Here is a 23,082-nt window from a genome sequence, read left to right as displayed (position 1 = left end):
GCGATAGCCGAACTGCTCGACGCCTTGCAGCGCCGCTTCGGCGGACTGGTCATCGTGCCGGTGCAGCCAAGACCGCAGGATGCGGCCATCCGCATCATTATCAAAGGTATTCGCGGCAGCCGTGCGGGCCTTACGCTTGCTCCTGCCCTGATCATGCATCATGAGACGGGCAACGGCTTTACCGAGCGTGCAACGGCGATAAACAATGGCCTGACGTCACTTTTGTAGCATTTTCCGCACGGTGCCATTGTGATTTGATGTGCACCGCCTACATGCGCATGACTTGAAAGCATCAAAGGAGAAAGCATTGGCCCGATTGATCCGAAAATTGCTGCCGCGCCGCTGGCGCCCCGATTTCGTGGAGATACCGGTGGTTCGCCTGCATGGCGCCATCATGTCTGGCGGTGGTCAATTCCGGCAAAATCTTTCCCTTGCGTCCGTCGCATCGGTTCTGGAAAAAGCCTTTGACGACAAGGATTCACCTGCAGTGGCGATTTCGGTCAATTCGCCGGGTGGTTCTCCGGTGCAGTCGCGCCTGATTTACCGGCGCATCCGTGACCTGGCAGCCGAAAAGAATAAGAAGGTCTATGTCTTCGTCGAGGACGTCGCGGCTTCCGGCGGCTATATGATCGCCGTTGCCGGTGACGAGATCATTGCCGATCCCTCATCGATCGTCGGCTCGATCGGCGTTGTCTCGGCAAGTTTCGGCTTTACGGAACTGATCAAGAAAATCGGCGTGGAACGGCGCGTCTATACGGCAGGAAAGAACAAGGCGACGCTCGATCCCTTCAAGCCGGAAAACAAGGCTGATATCGAACATCTGAAGGCGTTGCAGCTGGAAATCCATGACACCTTCATCGATCTGGTCAAGGAACGGCGCGGCGACAAGCTGAGCGACAGCGCCGATCTCTTCACCGGCCAGTTCTGGACGGGAACACGCGGTGTAGATCTCGGTGGGCGCCGTATCATTAAAAAAAAAAGCTCCTATCTCCAGTCGCAATATGGCCCCAAAACCAAGCTAAAACTGATCTCGCAGCCGCGCGGCCTGTTCGGGCGCAGAATTCCATCCGCCAGCGTGCAGATCGAAGGGCTTGGCAGCGGTTTGGCCAATGGGCTGATGGACGCGGCCGAGGAACGGGCGCTCTGGTCGCGTTTCGGCCTGTAAACCGGCGCAGGATTTTTTGGCAAGGCCGGAACTCCGTGCTATGAATGCGGATAGGAATGATATCGGTAGTTGAGGGTTACAGACGATGCCACAATTGATCTTTTTTGCTCTTGTCGGCGCCGCCGCCTATTACGGCTATCGTTCGTTCAAGAAGGAAGCGCAGCGCGTCTCGCAGCGCGTGCGCGAGGCCGAAAAAGAGGCACAGAATCGTGCACAGGGAACATTGGTCCAGGATCCCGAAACCGGTGAATACCGCCTGCGCAAAGACTGAGCGTCCATGCTTGCCAGTCCTGACCATACAATCAGCCTGACCGCCCCGGCCAAGATCAATCTTGCGTTGCATGTGACCGGCAGACGTGACGATGGCTACCATCTGCTCGACAGTCTCGTCGTGTTTGCCCGCTTCGGCGACCGGCTGAGCGTGACGAAAGCGGCGGCAGATTCCTTCACCCTGTCCGGTCCCTATGGCATGGGCCTTCCCGCCGACGATACGAACCTGGTGCTGCGGGCGCGGGACGCCCTGCGCCGGCGGTATGGCGGGCAGGCAACGCCCGTCGCCATCCATCTGGAAAAACATCTCCCTGTCGCCTCCGGCATCGGCGGCGGCTCAAGCGATGCTGCTGCTGCCCTGCGTGCTCTGGCAGCCCTGTGGGCTATCGATGCCAGCCTGACGGACCTGACCGCACTCGGCCTGCCGCTGGGTGCCGACGTGCCGATGTGCCTGCACGGCGAGGCGCTGATCGCGCGCGGCATCGGCGAAGAGATCGAGCGCATCGCAGCCTTTCCGCGCCTGCCCATGGTCCTCGTCAACAATGGGGTGACGGTGTCGACACCGCAGGTCTTTTCCGCGCTGACCCGCCGCGACAATCCTCCTCTGCCCGCGCTGCCTCGCCTGACATGCCTTACGGAAGTTTGCGCCTATCTCCGGCAGACGGACAACCATCTTTTCGCAGCCACGCAAAAGCTTGCGCCTTCGATCAACGGAAGCATGCAGGCATTGCTGGACACCAACCCGTTGCTCGCGCGCATGTCCGGCTCGGGCGGCACCTGCTTTGCACTCTACAGCGATGACGCGGCGGCTGATGCAGCTGCAGTGCGGTTGCGCCAAAGCCAGCCCGCGTGGTTTGTCGTCGCCACCAGCAGCAATATGGAAGGGAACTGATCTTGGCCCGCATCGATAAGACACGCCCCTTTGTACCCGTCGGGATTGCCGTACTGACCGTTTCCGATACGCGCACACTCGATGACGACAAATCCGGCACGACGCTGGCCGACCGCATCACGGCAGCAGGACACCGCCTGGTGGACCGCGCCATCGTGACTGATGATCGCGAAGCGATACGCGACAAGGTGCTTGCCTGGTCAAACAGCCCCGATGTGGATGTGGTCATCACCACAGGCGGTACGGGCTTTACCGGCCGGGACGTAACGCCTGAAGCGCTGGAGCCGATCTTCGAAAAGCGCATGGACGGCTTTTCCGAGGTATTCCACCGCATTTCCTACGACAAGATCGGCACATCGACCATCCAGTCCAGGGCAACCGGCGGTGTGGTCAATGCCACGTTCGTTTTCGTGCTGCCGGGCTCACCCGGCGCCTGCAAGGATGCCTGGGATAATATTCTCCAGTTCCAGCTCGACTACCGCCACATGCCCTGCAATTTCGTCGAGATCATGCCCCGGCTGGGTGAACATCTCAAACGGGGCTGAGACTACTTCAACGCCCCGGGAATAATCTCCGCCCGCAAACGCTTCATGGCGAGACCGCGCGCCAGGTCCGCCGCACTCTTGCCCGGAGCCGACAAAGCCATCGCCTGACGCTTTGAAATCAGCAGCCCATTGGCGAGAGGATTTCCGGGCGCGAAAACCCGCGCGAAGAACGGCTTCCGATGCGCGTGGGAACGGGTGAAACAGGCTGGCCCCTGCATGCGTTCCACATGAAGGGAGACAGCCTCGATCCAGCCGTCGATCAACCGCGCACCGGGTTCGATGAACAAAATCCAGTCGCTGCGCGCGCGGCGCAGACCGTCGATCAATGTCTGGTCCTGCAGGAAAATACACCCGGCCGCATCGGCCACACGGTGAGTCTGGTCAGTCGAGCCGTGATCGATGACGATGACATCGCTCAACACACCTTCGACAGCTCCGCCCACCAGTCCGCCGAGCGTTCTGGCCAAGGGTTCATCGGCATTGCGGGTTTCAATCAGGACGGAAATCATCCATTTCAGTTATAGTATTATTATTGAAATTTCCATCATCCTTTTTCAGCAGATTGTTCTTGCTTTGTTCTCATAATTTGTTAGGAATACATTCATGTTGCGACGGTATGAGCGACTCAGTCTCGCTCCGGTCTCAAGGAGAATGTCAATGAACATCATGGTACAGGCGGACAAGGCCGCTTTCGGGCAAGGCCGGGCCGAACATGCCAATGTGCTGGTCGACGAAGCCGGGTTGCGGATCGACCATGGACGCCGGCGCGGACGCGGCGCGGGCGTGAACCCGTCCGGGCGGTTCGAGCCGGAAACGCGCCATGTCTTTGACGATGGCTGGGAGACAATCGAGGACTTGCCCGCCTTCAAGACCGAGGTGCAGATCGAGAAGCCGCGCACGATCATCACACGCAATGACTCGCCGGATGTCGGATTCGACCGCTCGATCAATCCCTATCGCGGTTGCGAGCATGGCTGCATCTATTGCTTCGCCCGCCCCACCCACAGCTATATGGGCCTGTCAGCCGGTCTCGATTTTGAATCGAAACTGTTTGCCAAGCCCGATGCCGCCAGGATGCTCGACCGCGAACTGTCCAAACCGGGTTATACCGCCAAGACCATCGCCATCGGCACCAATACGGATCCCTATCAGCCGATCGAGAAGAAATGGCGCATCATGCGCGAGATTCTGCAGGTGCTCGAAGAGCATCAGCACCCGGTTGGCATCGTCACCAAATCGGCGCTGATCATGCGTGATATCGATATTCTCGCCCGCATGGCCGAGAAGGGTCTTGCCAAGGTCTGCCTTTCCGTCACGACGCTGGACGGCAAGCTTGCCCGGACGATGGAACCGAGGGCCTCAACCCCGACGCGGCGGCTGCAAGCGCTGCGTGCACTCTCCGACGCGGGCATTCCGACGGGAACCCTGGTGGCCCCGATCATTCCGGGTCTCAACGATCACGAGATCGAGCGCGTGCTTGACAGCGTGTATGCCATGGGCGCGCGCGAAGCCGGCTACGTGCTCCTGCGCCTGCCGCTCGAGGTCAGCCCCATCTTCAAGGAATGGCTGCTGCGCAACTACCCGGACCGTTATCGCCATGTTCTTTCCCTTGTGCGCTCCATGCGCGGCGGCAAGGATTACGATGCGGAATGGGGCAAGCGCATGCGCGGCGATGGTCCCTATGCCTGGCAGATCGGACGCCGGTTTGAAATCGCCGCCAAGCGGCTTGGTCTCAATCTCGCCAAGCGCCGTCTGCGCACCGACCTGTTCGTACCGACCGCCGGCAGCGAACAGTTGTCGCTGTTTTAACCAATCAAACGGGTCTCCGACCCGTTTCTGAAAATCCGTCGGGCGCCCCCCCATCCCGCTGACGGAAGTCCCGATGCCCTACCCCATCCGCATCGGGGCCTTGCAGAGAATCAGAACGAATGCGAGTCTCGCCGCAACATGGCTCGATCGCGTTCTGATTCTCTGCTTCTTCCTCTCGATACCGGCAAACCCGATTTTGCGACGGAGCGCCGGCTCATGCGCGATGGCGTGCCTTTTGTCGTGGGGATCGACGAAGCCGGTCGCGGGCCACTGGCAGGCCCTGTTGTCGCTGCGGCGGTCATCCTTGATCCCGAGCGGATTCCCGATGGTCTTGACGATTCAAAACGCCTGACCGCCAGGAAGCGCGAGGAATTGTTCGATATCATTTTGCAGACAGCGCTGGCGTCGGGTATTGCCAGTGTCGCCGCGCCGGCAATCGATGCGACAGATATTCTGAAAGCCGCGCTGGAGGCCATGCGCCGCGCCACCTGCGGCCTTTCCATCCTGCCGGGCCACGCGCTCATCGACGGGCGGGATGTGCCACGCGGCCTTCCCTGCCCCGGCACGGCGATGATCAAGGGCGACCAGCGTTCGGTCTCCATTGCCGCGGCCTCCATTCTCGCCAAGGTCAGCCGCGACCGGATGATGGCACAGGCCGGCCGCCACTACCCGGCCTATGGGCTTGAGACCCATGCAGGCTACGGAACAGCGTTTCATCGCGGCGCGATGCTAACCCACGGACCGGTGATTGGCCTACACCGTTTCAGTTTCGCACCGCTGAAGAACCGGGACGTTTAAAGCGGCAACCGCTCCTTCGCCCAAAAGAAAAAGCCGCCTCGCGGCGGCTTTCCCAAATTCCATTTGCCCTCAATCAGTTCAGGCGGGTCTTTACTTCGCTCAAGGAAGACTTGAACAGGTCGGCCGATGTCTTGGCGTCAACCTTGTCCTTGAGGATACGGCCCGCAGCGGCAACAGCGATATCGACTGCGGAAGCGCGAACGTCGTTGACGGCCTCGGTCTCGGCCTGGGCGATCTTCTGCTCGGCAAGCTTGTTGCGGCGTGCAACATACTCTTCAGTCTTCTGCTTGGTTTCCTCAATGATAGCATGGGCTTCGCGCTGCGCTGCGGCAACGATCTCGCCAGCTTCCTTTTCGGCTTCCTTGCGCTTGCGCTGATACTCGGCCAGCAGCGACTGCGCTTCCTCGCGCAGGCGGCGGGCTTCTTCCAACTCGTCGCGGATACGCTCGGCGCGACCGTCAAGCGACTTGCCGACAACGCCCGGAACCTTGAGGTAAACCATCAGCGCCAGGAAGATAACCAGCGCAATCAGGGCCCAAAATGTTGCGTCCATCATGCTTCTCCTTAACCGCGCACGGCTTTGACCGCAGCGGAAACACTTGCCGTATCGACAGTTCCACCGATGATCTTCTTGACGATTTCCGCCGCCGTTTCCTCGGCGATGGCACCGACGCCAGCCATTGCCTTGTCCTTGATGGACGCAATGCTTGCCTCGGCTTCAGCCAGCTTCTTTTCCAGGGCAGCAGAGATTTCCGCTGTTTCAGCGTCTGCCTTGGCCTTGGATTCATCACGGGCGGTCTGAGCAATGCTGCCGGCCTTTTTCTTGGCTTCGGCAAGTTCCTGCTCATAGGCGGCGAGCGCCTCATCCGATTCCTGCTTCATGCGGGCAGCCTGATCGAGATCGGTTGCGATGCGATCGCGGCGGGTCTCGATGATGCCGCCGATACGTGGCAGAACCACACGCGACAGGAACAGGTAGAAAAATGCAAATGTCAGTGCCAGCCAGAGCAGCTGCGAAGCAAAATGGCTGGAGTCGAAAGGCGGGAAAACACCTTTATGCGCCACACCCGTTTCGGAGTGGGTCGCAGTGGCATGGGCATCAGACGCGCCACCCGTTGCAGCCGTGTCGGCATGCGCAGGTGTCTCGGTCTGAGCGGTTGTGGATGCGGCATGAGCCGAAGACACAAACATATGTTGTCCCCTTGGTTCGGGCATTTCCCGATCTGCTGACTTTAAATATTATACTGGCCGCGCAGAGCGCAGCCAGTATGAATTGCTTGCTGATTAAACAGCGAACAGAAGCAGAAGAGCGATGAGCAGCGAGAAGATGCCCAGAGCTTCAGTAACGGCGAAGCCGAATACCAGACGGCCGAACTGGCCATCAGCTGCGGATGGGTTGCGCAATGCACCGGAGAGGTAGCTGCCGAAAATGTTGCCAAGGCCGAGGGCCGTTCCGGCCATACCAAAGCAGGCGAGACCTGCACCGATGTACTTTGCTGCTACGGGATCCATGTTAAACTCCTTTGGATAGAATAGTTATTGATCGATTGCGTTTGGCGGAGCCCCGCCGGCGAAGTTCGTTCTCAGTGACCGCCAGGATGCACTGCGTCGTTCAGGTACATGCATGTCAGCACGGTGAAGACGTAGGCCTGCAGGAAAGCCACCAGGAATTCGAGACCGGTCAAAGCGACCGTCATGGCGAGCGGCAGAATCGCGCCGCCGATACCGGCAGCTCCGAGCGCACTCAGCGACACCACGAAACCAGCAAACACTTTCAGCGTGATGTGGCCAGCAAGCATGTTGGCGAAAAGACGAACTGAAAGGCTGATCGGGCGGGAAAGGAAAGAAATGATTTCAATCGGCACCACGAGAAGCAGCAGCGGCGCCGGAACACCGGACGGCACAAAAACACCAAGGAATTTGAAGCCGTGTTTGGCGAAACCATAAACGAGAACCGTACCGATCACGAGGATCGCAAGCGCGAATGTCACGATGATCTGGCTGGTAATCGTGTAGAAATACGGGAACATGCCGAGCATATTGGCCACAAGCACGAACATGAAGAGCGAGAACACAAACGGGAAGAATTTCATTCCCGAGGTTCCGGCCGAATCACGCAGCGTGGAAGCCACGAATTCATAGGCCATCTCGGAAACCGACTGCAAACGGGTCGGGATCAGGCCGCGATTGGAAGAAGTCAGGTAGAGAAACGCCGAAGCAACCGCAACCGTCGCCACCATGAAGGCGGACGAATTGGTGAAGGACAGGTCAATTCCACCGACATCAATGGGAATCCATCGTGCAATCTGGAATTGATGGATCGGATCGTTGGCCACGCTAACCTCGTCTATATCGTTCCATGCCCGCAGGCTTATTCCGGTTTCTCACGGTCATCGCTCTTGTCGAGCTCAAATCCGCGGTTCTCCGCCACACGTCCTGCGGAGCGCAGGATGTTCAGCGTTCCGGCACAAAAACCCAGAAGGAGCAGAATGATCAGCCCCCAGGGTGAAGTGCCCAAAAATCGGTCAGCTAACCAGCCCAACCCCGCACCAACCAGAACGCCGGCGATAAATTCGCTCGACAGTTTCATGGCCTGCGCGACACCGGAGGCGGTCCCCGTCCCCTCGTCTTTCGAACCGGTCTTCCCGCCTACGCCCTTTGAAGCCAGTTTTGCTTCCAGATCACGGCGGCGACTTTCCAGTTCATCCGAAGTCAGCGGCTTTCCGGCATCCGGCGTATTACCGACAGAACCTGACTGATCGGGCTTGTTTCCCGTGGCCAATGGCATGTCCTTTACACGCTGAATGCGAGGCTTCACCCCCGCTTCGAAGTCGCGCGCAACATATTGTTACGATCCGCGCTAGTCAAGGCGCAGAAGCAGGAGTCTCAAGGGTAATTTTCGCGGGAAATTTCAATACCTTAGGTAAATATGACTTTATGTCTCACCTCTGAGGGCAAAAATCGCGCGCGAATCCTGTGGACGACACCCCCATTCGAGGGCGCTTGAGGGCTGGGGCAATGCAACTTTTCAATCGCCGATTCCGCCCCCGGCGCAACCCAGCGTTTCTTGCGGCAGAAAGCGAACCAAACAATAAATAACGCTCGTGACGTTTTGAGAGTGAAGCAGAAAGCACCGAGCCAACCGGTGTATCGGGACGATGGGCCTCCCGACCACAGCAATGGCCTTGCTCTCAAACTTGGAGGTGATCTGTGTGGAAACTGCCACTTAGCATCACCCTGATATTGAAAAGAACCCGGACCAGTTGGTCGCTGTCAATCCGGGTTCAATTCAAATAATCAGGAAGGAGGGGCGGGCGAAAGCCTGTCTCTCACTCCGAGGACAATATAGCAGTTTTCGCTCAGCTTCCAAGTGGAATCAAATCCAACCACCGCCATAGGTGCGGTAGAAGACGTGCTGGCCGATCTTGTCGACGCGTTTCATCGTGTGCGCCCAATTTGGCCGGACATAGACAGCGTGATAATGTGTGGCCGAGCCGACCTCCGGCAGGAAGATGCGCCCTGACGTAACAGCCATCGCTATTTCCTGCGCCATTTTCCAGTATTTCGGCTCCGTCACGACCAGCTTGCGTCCTTCACAGGCGAACGAGAACTGACAACGGTTGATCCAGTCGTCGTTCTGGTAGACGACACCGCAAATGGTCTTTGGGTAAGCAGGGTTGCGGACGCGGTTGAGAATGACCTGCGCAACGGCGGCCTGCCCCTTCAGGCTTTCGCTTCTCGCCTCAAAGTAAATGCCCGTCGCCAGGCATTTCTGTTCTTCCTTGGTGAAAACGACCGGCGGCAGCGGCGATGCCAGCCAGGCATGATCGCCAGCCCCCAGTTGCGGGACAAATCGCCCGGGCTGCTTTGGCTCATTGAGAATGTTGTCGAAAGGCGAGGTTTTCGCGTAATCAGGTTCAGCCGGCGCGTAACCCAATGCCAGGACATCCGGCGTGTTGTTGGTGATCAGGCTGGCCAGCATGGGCGAGACCTGCGGATCGGCCTTGGCCGGTGCGCGATTATGAAATGCCAGAGCGATCTGGATTTCCTTGCCGGCGATCTTCGGCTTGGCAAAAGCCATTTCGACTTCGACGCCATGGGTCGGGCGGATCAGCATGCTCGATCGCTGGAGGATGGACCCCGCACTGAACGCCTTGGGCGGAGCCTTCTTGCTGATGGTGACGATGCGCCCCTGCTTTTCGGCCCGGTTGATGCGATCTTCATCGGGTGTCGCGCCGGGTGATTTCCCGGTGCCGTTGACAACGATCGGACCGATGCCCGGTACGTCGATACCACTGGCGGGAACACTCGAGGTGATGGCCTTGTCGTCGACAAGGGACATATTGGCTTTCTGAATGGAGCCGGCGGGTGACTTTTCCAGATACGCCGTCCAGCGGCCCTTGCCGGATTCGGCACCCGACAGCATGCTGGCCATATCCTGATAGGCGACGATCGTGGGCGAGAACAGATAGATGGCCGTGCCGATAATCACCGGACCGATAAAATTCCTGTTTGTCCGATTCTTTTGCAGGGGCTTCAATGCCCTAGAAAACTCAGAGAAACGCACGCCGATACCCCACTCACAACCGAACAATACTGGTTGCAAAAATGAAGCATTAACCTTGATGGAGAGTTAACAGCCCTCGCGAAAGAGCGTAGCCGGTTGGTTTGGCGGACCCGTGCAAACGCAAACCGCCCCCGTGCAAAAACACGGGGGCGGCAGGATTTGTAGTAGAGAGATGTCTTAGCGTTTCTTTTTTGCCCGTCCAGCAAACGGATTATCCGAGGTGCGCAGGACCAGCCGCAGCGGAACACCCGGCATATCGAACGTCTCGCGCAGTCCGTTTGTCAGATAGCGCACATAGGAGGTCGGGAACGCTTCCGGCCGCGAGCAGGAGATGACAAAGCCCGGCGGGCGGGTTTTGACCTGCGTGATGTATTTGATTTTGAGACGGCGGCCGGCGACGGCGGGCGGCGGGTGATGCGTCGTCACACCTTCCATCCAGCGATTCAGGCGACCGGTGGAAATACGGCGGTTCCATACCTCGTCCGTCGAGGCAACGGCGGCCATCAGCTTGTCGATGCCCTGGTTGCGTTCACCCGAGATCGGGACGGCACGGATACCGCGAATCTGCGGCAGCAACCGTTCGGTCTTTTCGCGCAGATCGGCCAGCACCATCTGGCGGTTTTCGACCAGATCCCATTTGTTGAAAGCGATGATCGGTGCGCGGCCCTCACGGATGATCAGATCGGCGATCTGCAAATCCTGCTTTTCGAAGGGGATCGTCGCATCAAGCACGATAATGACGACCTCGGCAAACCGAATGGCTCGCAGCGCATCGCCCACGGACAATTTTTCGAGCTTACCCTGAACACGGGATTTGCGGCGCAGCCCAGCGGTGTCGAACAGCTTGATCTTGCGGCCGTTCCACTCCCAGTCGACGGAAATGGAATCGCGCGTGATCCCCGCTTCCGGTCCGGTCAGCAGCCGATCCTCACCGAGCATCGTGTTGACCAGTGTCGATTTACCGGCATTCGGGCGCCCGACGATGGCGATGCGGAGCGGCTTGCTGGAATCATAGGCCGGGATGTCTTCGGCATCCGGATCGTCGATATCGTCGCCGATCAGATCGTCCTTCGGCCCCGCAACGGCGGGAATGGTGACGGCGACCGCGTCGCTCTCGGGATCTTTCGTCTCGTACTCATCCGGGAAAACGCGCTCTTCTCCCAGTATTTCGACGATCGCATCGCGCAGATCAGGGAAGCCCTGCCCGTGCTCGGCCGAAATCGGGCAGGGTTCGCCCAGTCCCAGCTGATAGGAATCGTACATGCCGGATTCGGCACCGCGCGCCTCGGCCTTGTTGGCAACCAGAATAACCGGCTTGCCGGAACGGCGGACGAGGTCGGCGAAGGTTACGTCGGTGGGGGTGATACCGGCCTTGGCATCGACAAGGAACAGGATGAGATCAGCCTCCCCGATGGCCAGTTCCGTCTGGGCACGCATGCGGCCTTCCAGCGAATCGCTGGGGACCTCCTCGAGACCTGCGGTATCGATGACATCGAACTTCAGATCGTAGAGTTTGGCGGCATGGACACGGCGGTCGCGCGTAACGCCCGGCAGATCATCCACCAAAGCGATCTTGCGGCCGACAAGCCGGTTGAAGAGGGTGGACTTACCGACATTCGGACGGCCGATAATGGCGAGGGTGAAACTCAAAGACTCAAATTCCTGTGTTAACCGGCAGCAGCAGCGGGTGCTGCGCCAGTGCTGCGAAGCATGTCGAGCATCGTGTCGGCAAACTGGCGGATATTGGCGGGAGCGGCCTGATCATCGGAAATCTGCTTGAACAGCTTTTCCGCATCACCGCCGCGACCAGCTTTCCATGCGGCAAGGCCAAGGGCCTCACGCGCGGAATGGCGCATCGGATTGCCGTCGGACGAAAGAGATTCGACGCGTTTGGCAACATCGTCGTAGGAGCCCGTGTCGAGAAGCAGCAGGGCAGCGCGCAGTTTTGCCAGATCCCGGAGGGATTGGGGAACAGAGGCATCTGCCGCAACTTCGTCAAACGCAGCCACTGCGGCTGCCGGGTCACCCTTTTGCGCCTGCACGCCGGCAGCGCGCATGCGTGCCAGCACGGGATAAGCGCCGTAACCGGTCTTTTCCAGTTCACCCAGCGTCTTCAACGCTTCATCATTCTTGCCGTCCCGGACAAGATTGAGCGCAGCCAGAAACTGGTCGCCGGATTTCGACGCCTGCTTTTCGGTCCAGTATTCATAGAAGGCGAAAACACCCGTGCCGACGACAAGGGCCACGGCAGCGCCGATCAGCAAGCCGCCAAAGCGCTTCCAAAACGCCCGCATCTTGTCGGAGCGGAGTTCCTCATTTACCTCACGGAAAAAGCCGTCGTCAGTCATAGTGCCTCATTGGTGCCCTTGGGGCCTGCGATGAAATGAATTGCAGATGCGCGAAGCAGCCCTCGCCACTCCGCGCACACAGTTAGAGCGCTTTTAGTCGGAAAATCCTCGGGATGTAAGGGCCAAGTGAAAAATAGCCCTCAGCCGGCGGTTTAAACTGGTGATACCCCGATCAGCCAGGCATGCAGTTTCCAGACAAACAGGGCGTAGAGCACCACACCGGCGACAATGGCCATGATATCGTTGGAAACCGGTCCGGGCACAATCACCGTGCGCATCAAGCCCGCCCGCTCCTGCCGCTTGATGGAAATGCGATCGACCACGGCCCAGGCCAGAAATGACAGAAACAGGACGAGCGACGCCAGATCGCCATTGGCCATGAGATGCGCCAGCGCCCAGATTTTAACGGCAATCAGCATGGGGTGCTTGAGAATGGGCTTCAGCTTTCCCGGCTTGAAATTCGAAATCATCAGCGAGATGAACGAAAACAGCATCAGAAGCAGGGTGATGTGCTTCAGCCAGATCGGCGGCTCATAAATGAACAGCGAATAAGGCCGCGCCAGCACATACCCCCAGATGATAAGTATCAAACCAAGGAAGGAAATGACGGAGTAAAACCCCTTCCACTTGTTCTCGCCCCATGTGGCGATCTTGTCGAGACGCCATTGCGGCGCAACGATGCGGACCGAGTGAATTCCCAAAAAGACAACAATACCCAGAATCAGCACCAGCATGACCGGTTCCCCCGTTTGCCGGGAGAGTACAGCGGCTTCAGAACAGTTCCAAGACAGGTGCTTGCGGTGGATCGACGCGTCCGATCATCGCCACAATTCCCCTGTAGCGAGAATCATTCCTCCCATTGATAGCGTCGTAACAGCATTATGCGTTTGATTTCTTGTGCCCTTGCCGCGTCCCTTGCCCTCACGGCATATATGCCCGCTTTTGCCAGCGAAGGCACGGAACTGCGCGGTTCCCTTGGCAGCAAGCCGCAATATGTGCTGATCTCCTTCGACAATTCCGGCAGCAATGCCCTGTGGGAACGCAGCCGGGCGCTCGCCGAGCGCTCCAATGCCAAATTCACCTACTTTCTCTCCTGTGTCTTTCTGATCGACCGCGCTGACCGCAAATCCTATCAGGCCCCCGGCGAATCCAATGGCCGCTCCAATATCGGCTATGCCGCATCGAAGGACGACATTGCCAAACGGCTCGACAATATCTGGCGGGCGCGCAATGAGGGCAATGAGATTGCCAGCCACGCCTGCGGCCACTTTGATGGACGCACCTGGTCGAAGGCGGACTGGATCAGGGAATTCACCACCTACAAGCAGGTGCTGCGCACGGCCTGGGCAAAATATGGCAGCGATCCCGAGCCGGAGGGTTGGAAAGCCTTTGTCGATACGGAAGTGCGTGGCTTCCGGGCTCCATATCTCTCCGCCAGCCCTGCCCTGCTGTCGGCATTGAAAGACATGGGTTATGCCTTTGACGCCAGCAGCGTTTCCAAGGGTCCGGCCCTGCCGATCCATGCGGGCGGGCTATATCAGTTTGCGCTGCCCACCATCAGTGAAGGCCCGGAACATCGCCCGGTGGTGGCGATGGACTACAACATGTTCGTGCGCCACTCTGGCGGCTTCGAGCGGGCGGATCACCTCAACGAATTTGAAAACCGCGCCTATGACGCGTTCAAGGGTGCCTTTGACCGCCAGTATAAGGGCGAGCGCATTCCCTTCCAGATCGGCATCCATTTTACGCTGATGAACGGCGACGCCTATTGGCGGGCACTGGAACGCTTCACATCCGACGTCTGCACGCAGCCTGACGTGCGTTGCACGACCTATAGCGATTATCTCAAACAGACCGGCGCCGAAGCGGCCGCCGTCGTCGCTCCGGCGATCAACCGGAGGAAGGTAACGGACAGCGGCATCTGACCGCCGCCCGTCACTGCATTCTTAGCGTTCAGTCCCTGTTTCCAGATAAAGCTGATCGATGGATGGCAGAGGCTCGCCCTCCAATGTAGCCTCGAAGGCTTTCAAGCGCTTCTGGATCGAAAGCAGTTCGATGACTGTCGTCCACGAATTGACCAGAAATTGGAAAGAGTTCGTCACATTCGAGAACGCTGACAAAATCTGCTGGAAGATACCCAGGGTGATCGTGCCGGCTGCCAATGTCGGAACAAGCAGGAAAAGGCCAAAGACATTGTCGGCCTGCAGATAGACGTAGCGGAAGACGTTGAAGTAGACGTAGTGGAAATACAAACGGAAGTAATTCTTCCTGACGTTTGCAAAGAGCTCCTTTACGGCAAGCGGCTGGGCACGATCGCCATGATCTTCACCATAAACAAGTTCCTTTCGGTAGGCCGCTTCAACTCTCTGATTGCGAAACTGCAAACCCGGAAGCTTTACCCCGACCATTGCCAGCAAGCCGGTTCCGAAGATTGCCCAAGCAATGGCCGCGAAAACCAGCGGATGTGGTATGACACCGAAAACAGGCAAGGCGACGATGTGGCTGGAGAGCTGTGCGAGCAAGGGCAGGAACGCTATCAGTGTCATGGCCGACTGTATGAAGGTGATACCCAGACCTTCAACAATCGATGCAAAACGCATCGTGTCTTCCTGAACGCGCTGTGCGGCACCCTCAATATGCCGGAGCCTTTCCCAATGTTCCATATAGTAGCTGTTCATGGCCGTTCGCCATCTGAAGACGTAGTGGCTGGTAAAGAAAAGCGTTGCGACCGCTACCGCAATTGCCACGCAGGCGATCACTGCGAATGTGATAACGCCGGCATAAAGATCGGTGGCAGCAACAACATTTTTACCGCCCATTGCCTTTTGAACCATGTCGAAGAACGAGCCGCGCCAGTTGTTCAAAACAACATCGACCTGGACGGAAAAATACGACGAAAACAGGATAAGAGCGGAGCCCAGAATTGACCAATTCTGCCATGGGTGAGGCGAATACCACGCCCAGAACGCATAAAAAATACCAATGAATACAGCAAAATAGACATAGACCCAAAGATAGGGCTTTGTGAAAAAGACCGTGATACCAACGATGGGAGGTACCGCCGGGTCAGCGGGAGCCAGTCCCACGTAGGAACCAAATTGTTGACCTCCGGCATACCAGAGCAGAACTGCGGCCAACGCCCACAGAAGCGCCGAGATGAAAAACAACTTCGGCTTGGGAAAAAATGAGACAAACACGGCAGATGGACCCTCGCATAAACACACAAATCAGGGTTGATTTGATGTGAGCCTACCACCACGAATAGGGCAAAGAATGAACGCCAGCAATTAAATTGCTGTAATGTTCACGCTCTGGAAAGAAACGCAAAGGCCGCCCCGACGACGAGGCTGGCGGCGGCGGCAAGGGTCGCGATGGTAAAATTGCCGGTGATATTGGCGAGATAGCCGCCGACGAGCGGCCCGATGATCTGGCCGATGCCGAAGGCCGCCGTCATGACGGCCATGACCCGGCGCGGCGACTGCGGCAGAATGGCCCGCCCCGCCTGAAAACCGGCGGCGGTGATCACGATGAAGGTCAACCCCAGGAGCACGCCTCCGAGAAGCGGCCCCACGGGAGGCGGCAGGATCACACTGGCGGCCACGCCCACGGCCTGCACCAGCATGCCGAGCGCCACGACGGCAAACGGGCCGACCTGGCGCAGCAGCGGCCCCCACAACCAGACGGACAGGGCGGCGCTCACACCGGTCACGAACCAGACCAGCGCTTCCATGGACGCGCCGCCATGGCTGGTGCGCACGATGGCAATGATGAATGTGGCGGTGATGATGTAGCCGAAGCCGAAAATGCCATAGGCAATGTTGATCTTGAGGAAGGCGGGCGTCCAGCGCACCGGCGGTTCCTTGATTTGGGTTCCCGCACGAACCGGCCCTTCACGCAGCAGCCACAGCACGGCAAACAGCCCGAGGATGGAGAGGATAGCCGCACCGACCCAATCCTGACGCCAGCCATAGCCGCTTGCGGCGCTTGCCGCCACCAGCACGGAGGAGAGCGCAATGCCGGCACCGACGCCGCCGAAATGCAGTGCCTGCAAACCCGGCCGGTTGGCCGCAGCGAGGTGACTGAAGACGATGGTTGCAGCAAGCACCAGCATGAACGCGCTGGCCATGCCGGCCAAGAACCGCAGGATCGAGAAGACGATGATGCCGTCGCTGAGGCTCATGGCGAGACACAGTGCCGCACTGGCGGCAAGGGAGGCCAGAACCACGGCGCGCTCCATGCCTGACGCCCAGCCGTAACCCGCAATGATCGCACCGAGGAGATAGCCGACATAATTGGCCGAAGCGATGATTCCGGCATCACCCGGCGACAGGCCGAGATCGGTCATCATGGCCGGCAGGATCGGCGTGAAAATGAAACGGCCGATCCCCATTGCGACTGCCATCGTGACAAATCCGCCAAGGGCGTAACGAACGGGAGAAGAGGCTGGTGGGGTCATGCCGCGGACATTATCGCTGCGATGCAGCATGACAAGACAATAAAATTGATCGACCGATGACGATCGGTGATCGTTCGGCTCACCCACCATCTGTCCGCCGGACGGGGATCAGATGGCGACAAGTGTGGTGACGCCCTTGCGGGTGATCCTGTAGACCGCCGCAGGCGGCAGGTTGCGGAATGCCCGGCCAATGCAGACGGCCTCCAGCTGCAATTGATCCAGCACCGGTTTTGGCACCGGGCAGCGGAAGCCGTAGGTGAACTGGTAATAGGCGCCTTCCGGCCGCAGATTGCTGAATGCGCCGCCGAGAATTGCCGCCACCTTTTCCTGCGTCATGCTGAGAAGCGGCAAGCCGCTGACAACGGCACCGGCAGGCTGAATGTCGAAGAACTCGTGCAGGTCGAGCTGGGCCGCGTCCATCTGCAGGATGCGCATGCCGGGAAAGCGCGCCTGCAAAAGCCGCGCAAATTCGGCACCGTATTCAATCAGGGTGAGGTCCTTGGGGCGAACACCGCGGGCAAGCAGCGCATCGGTGAACACGCCGGTGCCCGGTCCCAATTCAAGCACGGGACCCGAGGCCGGGGTGATTTCGCTGGTGATCAATCTTGCAAGGGCCGCTCCCGAAGGGGCAATCGCACTGACGCGAAACGGATCGGTCAGCAGTGCCCGCACGAAAGTCCAAACACTTCCCGTCGTCATAAAAATCAAGCTCCAACGTTCTTAAGGCTGCATCTGTATGGCGCGCCAATATTGAGGGAAGATTGCGTGCACCTTCTGCGGCAACGATACCCACAGCAAAATGGCTTAAACAGGACTGAATTATTGACTGAACGTTACGATATTATAGATGCGGCAGCAAACTTCATGGTGAAGCAGGCGCCGCCGCCAGATGCCTCTGTTACCACAACCTGCCCCCGATGCAATTGCACGATTTCCTGGACGAGGTTGAGGCCCAGACCGACGCCGCGATCCCGGGCGTGCAGGCGCCGGAAAGGCTCGAAGATGGCACTGCGCTGATCGGGCGGCACGCCAGACCCCTCGTCTTCCACCACGACGGCCGCATCCGGCTTCACCCGGATGGTGATGGTGCCCTTGCGTCCGCCGTGCTGGATGGCATTTTGCACAAGGTTGATCATGGCCCGTTCCAGCGCCGCCTGATCGCCCCGCACGGCAACACGCGCGATTTCGGGTTCAAACGACATGGCATAACCCGCCGCGATGGCAAGCGGCGCGAGATCGGCCGCCACCCGCCGTCCGACGGCGACAAGATCAACGGCGGCAAATTGCATTCCGTTCTGGCTCAGGCGCTGCAGATCCAGCAATTGTTCAGCGAGAATGCCAAGACGGGCGACATCCTCCAGCAGACGCCCGTTGGTCGGGCTGGCCGGGAGCGATTCCAGGCGGGTCTGCAGGATGGCGATCGGTGTGCGCAATTCATGGGCTGCATCCAGGAGAAACCGTTTGTGCCGTTCATAGCCGTCGTCGAGCCGTCCGAGCGCGCTGTTGACGGCCGTCACCAGCGGCGTGACCTCCTGCGGCACATCATCCAGCGGCAAGCGCGTTCCACGCTCGTCAATATTGATCTTTTCAGCCTGGTTCGCCACATGCCCCAGGCCCCTGTGGGCCCTGCGCACGACAAATGGCGTTACCAGGAGCGTCGCCAGCGCCATCACAAGGATGAGCGGGACAATGATGGTTGCAAGAACCGTACCAAGCGCCGAGAGATAAAAGCCGAAGGGGACTGTACTTCCGGGTCCGGCAAGGATCTGGACCACGCCGGCGGTGGTTGTCACGCGTTTGAACCGGGCGTTGGAACGGGGCGGATCACCGAGATTCCAGCCAAATCGCGCCTGTCCCACGGCGCTCAAGGCATCGCCGATGCGCGCATATTCCGGCGGGACCTCGCCCTCCGACAAGGTCTGTCCCTGCATGTCGCGCGCCACAAACCAAAAACTCGGGCTAGTCACCCGCTCGCGCGCCAGTGCGGGTGTTTCGCGCAGAACGAGAGCGCCATTGGCACTGCGCCCGATGGAATCGCGCACGGCGTTGATCGTCGTATCTTCAGGATCGACCGACCCGAGAAATCCGGTGTACCAGAGCGCACAGAGCACCAGCACCACGAACAGCGTCAGCATGACCGCCTGCAGAAGGACAAGACGGCTGACGAGCCGCCATTTCAATGAATGCGGCCTTGCCTGCGCCATCAGGAGAGGCGCTTCAACAGGTAGCCGACGCCGCGAATGGCGTGAATTTCAACGCCGGCGCCGGATTCCGTCAGCTTGCGGCGCAGCCGTGAAACATGGGTGTCGAGGGCGTTCGACTGGATTTCATCGTCAATGCCGTAGACTGCCTCTTCCAGCGAAGAACGCAGCACCGTGCGCCCCATGCGCCGCAACAGCGTTTCCAACACCAGAAGTTCGCGGCGCGGCAGGTCGAACCGGTTGGCGCCGATGCTGGCTTCGCGGTTGATCAGGTCAAAGGACAGGTTGCCGACATTCAGGGGTTCCGAGGGCATGTTGAGGGGCCTGCGCAGCACTGCGCGCAGCCGCGCCAGCAGTTCTTCCACGGCAAAGGGCTTGGCAAGATAATCGTCCGCCCCCTTGTCGAGACCGGTGACACGGTCCGCCAATTCACCGCGCGCCGTCAGCACGATGACCGGCACGCCCGCACCTTTTGCCCGCAGACGCGGCACGATGGTCAGGCCGTCGCCGTCGGGCAACTGCCGGTCCAGCAGAATGGCGGCATAGGCGTTGAGCGACACGGCCTCCTCGGCGTGGGCGAGCGAGCCCACGTGATCAACGATCATGTCGTAATTCTTGAGAGCCTCCCCAAGGGCAGCGGCCATTTCAGGCTCGTCTTCCACCAGCAAAATACGCACTATTCAAGACCAGTCATGTACGGGGTTAAAACATGGCGACACAAGGAATTTGGACACCGGCCGTTGCTTTGGCAAAATAGTACCGTTCGGGCCGCCATGGCGAGGCCCGTTCCCATTTCATACGCCGCAATCGCTGTGCCCTGCCCGCACTCTTCATTCGCCGCAACACAATTAGGCCACTCACATTGCACCAAGGTTGCGCCCTGCAACATCAGGGCAACTGCGCGTCGGGCAGGCTTTTCCCGCCTCAGAGCGCCTCGCTTTGATCCGCCAGCTGGCGAACACTATCTGTCGGCACGACTTGCGCGAGCCTGGCCTGCGCTTCCCGCCACACGGGTATTGCCGCTTCGAGACGGCGCGCGCCGGTTTCCGTCAGCCACACCGCGCGGCGACGCAGGTCGGTTTCCACCAGGGTGATTTCGATCAGTTGTTCGCGCTCAAGCGTGCGCAAGTTGCGCGACAGGGTGGATTGCTCCAGGCCGCTGCGCTGGGCGAGCGCGCCCAGCGTATCATCGGTCAGGGCAGCAATCTGCGCCATCAGGCCAAGCTGCGCCGCGCTAAGGCCAAGATCCGCCAATTCGCGATCCAGAAAAGCCGTGATGCGGCGCGCCGCCAGACGGCTGTTCCAGCCCGCGCAATTCTCAACCAGTGCGCGGGCGTCGGTCCGCAAGGTTTTTTTCGATTGTTTTGCCAAGGTCATGGATATATGCATATACATAATATGTATCTACATGGAAATCGGTTTTTGCGTACCCGGCCCCCCGAACCGGATAGTGCAGTTTGACGCGGAGTATCGAGACCATGCACGCCTCGCAACGAACGATCCTTGACACCATCGGCAACACATCGCTGCTGGCCCTGAGGACCATCCGTCCCGCCAACGGCGCCCGCATCCTCGTGAAGCTTGAAAGCGAAAACCCCACCGGCAGCATGAAGGACCGCATGGCGCTTGCCATGATCGAGGCAGCGGAGGCGGATGGGCGGCTAGCTGCCAACGGGTCCGTGGTGGAATATACCGGCGGCAGCACCGGCGTTTCCCTGTCGCTCGTCTGCGCGGTCAAAGGCTATCCCCTGCACATCGTCACCTCGGACGCCTTTGCCCGGGAAAAACTCGACCGCATGGCAATTCTCGGCGCCACACTGCACATCGTGTCAAGCGACAGCGGACGCATGACCGAGAAACTGACGCGCGACATGATCGAAGCGGCGCGTATCATCGCGCAGCAAACCCCCGGCAGTTTCTGGACCGACCAGATGAACAACAGGGACCAGCTGGCGGCCTATCATGCCATGGCCGCCGAAATCTGGGACCAGACAAACGGACGCATCGACGGCTTTGTTCAGAGTGTCGGCACGGCGGCTTCCCTCCGGGGAACCGGCGAGGCCTTGCGCCGGCACAACAGCCAGATTCGCATCATCGCGGTGGAGCCGGCGGAATCGCCCGTCCTGTCCGGCGGCCAGACCGGCGCGCATAAAATTGACGGGATTGGCGCGGGCTATGTCGTGCCGCTCTGGCAGGATGACATCGCCGACGGGATCGAACAGGTGTCGACGGGGGAAGCCAGCGCCATGGCAAAGCGGCTGGCCCGCGAAGAAGGACTGTTTGCCGGAACCTCCACCGGAGCCAATGTGATTGCGGCGCTGCGACTGGCCGATACGCTTGCCCCTGGTGCAACCGTCGTCACCGTCATGTGCGACACCGGCATGAAATATCTGAGCAGGAAATAGGAATGCGGACCGCAACGGAGCGCTTCAATGCAGCGTCCAGCGCTGCAGTATCTCGTATTCGGAGAGTCCCCGCTTGCTGTGGATCAAGACAAAATCCCTGACGACAAACCGGATCGGCTCAATCGGCTGTTCGCTGATCGTTCGGGAATTGTAGAGAAGCGTCAAATGCGGGGTGAATGCGCCGCGATTGCCCGGCAGCCCGTTGCGCGTCAGGCAAGCACCGAGAATCGTGTGGAGCCGGGTCAACCCCTCGCCCTCGCCGATCAGCACCAGCGGCTTCCGGCCCGGCCCGCCACCCTCGAAACTCTTAAGCGAGCGTAGTGCCACCTCAAACGGCGGCGTGGACACGGCGCTCCCGGCCCGCTTGGCCGCGAAAAGGATAGGGCTTGGCACGCGCTTGTGATCCCCCAAGTGGTGCAGCGAAATATGAAAACGGCAAGACCCGATCAAGCTCTTTCGCGTCAGACCATGATCGTTGATTACGCCGGTCCTGCAGGCATCGACAATCTCCTGCATATCGGGATCGAGCATGATGCCGAAGAAAAGCCGATCCTGCAAAGCAGGCCGTTTCGGCCGGTTTTGCCAGTTATCGCCCAGATTCAATTCGCCCTGCATGGCCGACCTCCCGAAATGCAACCGCATTTCCGATCGAGCACATTAGAACAAAAAGGGAACAATCCGCAAGTATTTTTGCGAACGCCTGTCTCGTCACCTGTTCCTGGCAACCATGGCAATGATGGTTTCGAACAGCTCGTGCTCCGCCTGCGCAGCGGTGATGTCGCCCGTTGCGGCGGCATAGGACAGCGCTTCGGCGGCACCGAGCATCGCCCACAAGCCCGCCGAAGCAATGGTCCCGGCTCCGGCAAACGGCGCGAGCATCACCCGGCACTTCTCGATGAAGACGCCGTTATATTCGCGCTTGATCTTCTCCAGTTCGGGCGATCCGGCAAGCGCTGCGATCACACCGGGGATTTCGCGCCCCTGCACAAGCACGCAGTCCACATAGGACGAGGCGATGACCGCAGCCCGGTCCGCCAGCGCCGGTTTGCTCGCGGCGAGCGCCGCATCCATCAGCATTGTCTGGCGGGCATCGAAATCCCGGTAAAGCGCTGCCAGCAAACCGGCGCGCGTGCCGAAATGATCATAGACCACCGGCTTCGTCACCTCAGCCTTTTCGGCAAGCCAGCCGAGCGTCAAGGCTTCTGTCCCCTCCTCCCGGACAATCCGCCAGGCGACATCCATGAGCTGGCGGAAGCGGTCCTCCCGCGTCAGCCGCCGGCGCGGACGGACAGCCGCCGTTTCATCCTTCGTTCGCGTGCTTGACATCACTATGTACCAAAAGTAACTTACAGATTATAACTTACCAAAAGTATATAATATCAACCCGCCATCTGCAATCCGTTGACAGGAGTTTTGTCATGCACGCCCTCATCGTTGTCGCACATCCCGAACCCGCATCCCTCACCCACGGCATTGCCGCACAGATCGCGGAGGGTTTGTCGCAGCGCGGTTCCGGTAATTCCCACGAAATCGCCGACATCGCGGCCGAAGGGTTCGATCCGCGCTTCTCCGCTGCCGATCTCGCCGTTCACCGCACCCGGGCGGCACCGCCCGCCGATGTCGCCG

At 59.4% G+C, this 23,082-nt stretch carries 26 protein-coding genes and 1 pseudogene; 9 read left to right on the top strand and 18 right to left on the bottom strand.

Annotation, left to right across the window (positions count from 1 at the left end):
- The 4 genes and pseudogenes from RDL77_RS22885 to moaB form a co-directional block, all read left to right on the top strand.
- Window positions 1–228 (top strand): annotated as a pseudogene (locus RDL77_RS22885) (methyltransferase); the annotation flags it as partial.
- Window positions 229–1,250: 1,022 nt separating this feature from the next.
- Window positions 1,251–1,436 (top strand): hypothetical protein, encoded by a 186-nt coding sequence (locus RDL77_RS22875; RefSeq protein WP_091880998.1) that lies wholly within the window; start codon window positions 1,251–1,253, stop codon window positions 1,434–1,436.
- 6 nt (window positions 1,437–1,442) lie between these two features.
- Window positions 1,443–2,327, top strand: coding sequence for a 4-(cytidine 5'-diphospho)-2-C-methyl-D-erythritol kinase (locus tag RDL77_RS22870; protein ID WP_288194833.1), 885 nt, complete (start codon window positions 1,443–1,445; stop codon window positions 2,325–2,327).
- A 2-nt stretch (window positions 2,328–2,329) separates the two neighbouring features.
- Complete coding sequence (gene moaB / locus RDL77_RS22865) at window positions 2,330–2,872, top strand: molybdenum cofactor biosynthesis protein B (protein ID WP_288194832.1); 543 nt, start codon at window positions 2,330–2,332, stop codon at window positions 2,870–2,872.
- A 2-nt stretch (window positions 2,873–2,874) separates the two neighbouring features.
- Here the strand turns inward: moaB and RDL77_RS22860 are convergent, their stop codons facing one another.
- Window positions 2,875–3,381 (bottom strand): glycosyl transferase family 2, encoded by a 507-nt coding sequence (locus RDL77_RS22860; protein WP_223611579.1) that lies wholly within the window; start codon window positions 3,379–3,381, stop codon window positions 2,875–2,877.
- 148 nt (window positions 3,382–3,529) lie between these two features.
- Here RDL77_RS22860 and RDL77_RS22855 point away from each other — a divergent pair, with 148 nt between their 5' ends.
- Window positions 3,530–4,681 carry a PA0069 family radical SAM protein gene (locus RDL77_RS22855; RefSeq protein ID WP_223611580.1) on the top strand — a complete coding sequence of 384 codons (1,152 nt, stop codon included), beginning with the start codon at window positions 3,530–3,532 and terminating at the stop codon, window positions 4,679–4,681.
- A 138-nt stretch (window positions 4,682–4,819) separates the two neighbouring features.
- Window positions 4,820–5,479 (top strand): ribonuclease HII, encoded by a 660-nt coding sequence (locus tag RDL77_RS22850; RefSeq protein WP_288194831.1) that lies wholly within the window; start codon window positions 4,820–4,822, stop codon window positions 5,477–5,479.
- 73 nt (window positions 5,480–5,552) lie between these two features.
- Here RDL77_RS22850 and RDL77_RS22845 read toward each other — a convergent pair whose 3' ends face one another.
- The 9 genes from RDL77_RS22845 to RDL77_RS22805 form a co-directional block, all read right to left on the bottom strand.
- Complete coding sequence (locus RDL77_RS22845) at window positions 5,553–6,032, bottom strand: F0F1 ATP synthase subunit B (protein ID WP_223611582.1); 480 nt, start codon at window positions 6,030–6,032, stop codon at window positions 5,553–5,555.
- Between the two features lie 11 nt (window positions 6,033–6,043).
- Window positions 6,044–6,670, bottom strand: coding sequence for a F0F1 ATP synthase subunit B (locus RDL77_RS22840; RefSeq protein WP_223611583.1), 627 nt, complete (start codon window positions 6,668–6,670; stop codon window positions 6,044–6,046).
- Window positions 6,671–6,763: 93 nt separating this feature from the next.
- Entirely contained in the window at window positions 6,764–6,991 is a 228-nt protein-coding gene (locus RDL77_RS22835; protein ID WP_008125314.1) for a F0F1 ATP synthase subunit C, read from the bottom strand.
- 71 nt (window positions 6,992–7,062) lie between these two features.
- Window positions 7,063–7,815: a F0F1 ATP synthase subunit A gene (locus tag RDL77_RS22830; protein ID WP_223611584.1), complete on the bottom strand. Its 753-nt coding sequence runs from the start codon at window positions 7,813–7,815 to the stop codon at window positions 7,063–7,065.
- 35 nt (window positions 7,816–7,850) lie between these two features.
- Window positions 7,851–8,261 carry an AtpZ/AtpI family protein gene (locus RDL77_RS22825; RefSeq protein WP_223611585.1) on the bottom strand — a complete coding sequence of 137 codons (411 nt, stop codon included), beginning with the start codon at window positions 8,259–8,261 and terminating at the stop codon, window positions 7,851–7,853.
- Window positions 8,262–8,855: 594 nt separating this feature from the next.
- Window positions 8,856–9,971, bottom strand: coding sequence for a cell wall hydrolase (locus tag RDL77_RS22820; RefSeq protein WP_223611586.1), 1,116 nt, complete (start codon window positions 9,969–9,971; stop codon window positions 8,856–8,858).
- A 252-nt stretch (window positions 9,972–10,223) separates the two neighbouring features.
- Window positions 10,224–11,696 carry a ribosome biogenesis GTPase Der gene (der, locus tag RDL77_RS22815; RefSeq protein WP_223611587.1) on the bottom strand — a complete coding sequence of 491 codons (1,473 nt, stop codon included), beginning with the start codon at window positions 11,694–11,696 and terminating at the stop codon, window positions 10,224–10,226.
- A gap of 17 nt (window positions 11,697–11,713) precedes the next feature.
- A complete protein-coding gene (locus RDL77_RS22810; RefSeq protein ID WP_223611588.1) occupies window positions 11,714–12,394 on the bottom strand; it encodes a tetratricopeptide repeat protein in 681 nt (226 codons plus the stop codon).
- 152 nt (window positions 12,395–12,546) lie between these two features.
- On the bottom strand, window positions 12,547–13,128 hold the full coding sequence (locus tag RDL77_RS22805) for an NnrU family protein (RefSeq protein WP_288194830.1): 582 nt from the start codon (window positions 13,126–13,128) through the stop codon (window positions 12,547–12,549).
- A gap of 147 nt (window positions 13,129–13,275) precedes the next feature.
- Between RDL77_RS22805 and RDL77_RS22800 the strand changes: the two genes are divergently transcribed.
- Window positions 13,276–14,319, top strand: coding sequence for a polysaccharide deacetylase family protein (locus RDL77_RS22800; protein ID WP_288194829.1), 1,044 nt, complete (start codon window positions 13,276–13,278; stop codon window positions 14,317–14,319).
- Between the two features lie 21 nt (window positions 14,320–14,340).
- On the opposite strand, the gene sbmA is transcribed toward RDL77_RS22800, so the two are convergent.
- From sbmA to RDL77_RS22770, 6 genes are all read right to left on the bottom strand, one after another.
- Window positions 14,341–15,591, bottom strand: a complete 1,251-nt coding sequence (gene sbmA / locus RDL77_RS22795; protein WP_288194828.1) for a peptide antibiotic transporter SbmA — start codon at window positions 15,589–15,591, stop codon at window positions 14,341–14,343.
- Window positions 15,592–15,698: 107 nt separating this feature from the next.
- Window positions 15,699–16,850, bottom strand: coding sequence for a YbfB/YjiJ family MFS transporter (locus RDL77_RS22790; RefSeq protein WP_288194827.1), 1,152 nt, complete (start codon window positions 16,848–16,850; stop codon window positions 15,699–15,701).
- A 108-nt stretch (window positions 16,851–16,958) separates the two neighbouring features.
- Window positions 16,959–17,549, bottom strand: a complete 591-nt coding sequence (locus RDL77_RS22785) for a class I SAM-dependent methyltransferase (protein WP_288194826.1) — start codon at window positions 17,547–17,549, stop codon at window positions 16,959–16,961.
- A gap of 134 nt (window positions 17,550–17,683) precedes the next feature.
- On the bottom strand, window positions 17,684–19,054 hold the full coding sequence (locus tag RDL77_RS22780) for a HAMP domain-containing sensor histidine kinase (protein WP_288194825.1): 1,371 nt from the start codon (window positions 19,052–19,054) through the stop codon (window positions 17,684–17,686).
- Window positions 19,054–19,728: a response regulator transcription factor gene (locus RDL77_RS22775; RefSeq protein WP_288194824.1), complete on the bottom strand. Its 675-nt coding sequence runs from the start codon at window positions 19,726–19,728 to the stop codon at window positions 19,054–19,056. The genes RDL77_RS22780 and RDL77_RS22775 overlap by 1 nt, the downstream gene beginning before the upstream one ends.
- A gap of 247 nt (window positions 19,729–19,975) precedes the next feature.
- On the bottom strand, window positions 19,976–20,428 hold the full coding sequence (locus RDL77_RS22770) for a MarR family winged helix-turn-helix transcriptional regulator (RefSeq protein ID WP_288194823.1): 453 nt from the start codon (window positions 20,426–20,428) through the stop codon (window positions 19,976–19,978).
- Between the two features lie 80 nt (window positions 20,429–20,508).
- Here RDL77_RS22770 and RDL77_RS22765 point away from each other — a divergent pair, with 80 nt between their 5' ends.
- Entirely contained in the window at window positions 20,509–21,456 is a 948-nt protein-coding gene (locus RDL77_RS22765; protein ID WP_288194822.1) for a PLP-dependent cysteine synthase family protein, read from the top strand.
- Between the two features lie 24 nt (window positions 21,457–21,480).
- Here RDL77_RS22765 and RDL77_RS22760 read toward each other — a convergent pair whose 3' ends face one another.
- A complete protein-coding gene (locus tag RDL77_RS22760; protein ID WP_288194821.1) occupies window positions 21,481–22,071 on the bottom strand; it encodes a 2'-5' RNA ligase family protein in 591 nt (196 codons plus the stop codon).
- Window positions 22,072–22,164: 93 nt separating this feature from the next.
- Window positions 22,165–22,782 carry a TetR/AcrR family transcriptional regulator gene (locus tag RDL77_RS22755; RefSeq protein ID WP_288194820.1) on the bottom strand — a complete coding sequence of 206 codons (618 nt, stop codon included), beginning with the start codon at window positions 22,780–22,782 and terminating at the stop codon, window positions 22,165–22,167.
- A gap of 92 nt (window positions 22,783–22,874) precedes the next feature.
- On the opposite strand from RDL77_RS22755, the gene RDL77_RS22750 reads away from it, so the two are divergent.
- Window positions 22,875–23,082: NAD(P)H-dependent oxidoreductase (locus RDL77_RS22750; RefSeq protein ID WP_288194819.1), on the top strand; the 208-nt coding region annotated here is incomplete at its 3' end.

Origin of the sequence: uncultured Phyllobacterium sp., assembly GCF_902479695.1 — a bacterium.
GTDB classification, from domain to species: domain Bacteria; phylum Pseudomonadota; class Alphaproteobacteria; order Rhizobiales; family Rhizobiaceae; genus Phyllobacterium; species Phyllobacterium calauticae.
This window is presented reverse-complemented; position numbering and strand designations above follow the sequence as displayed.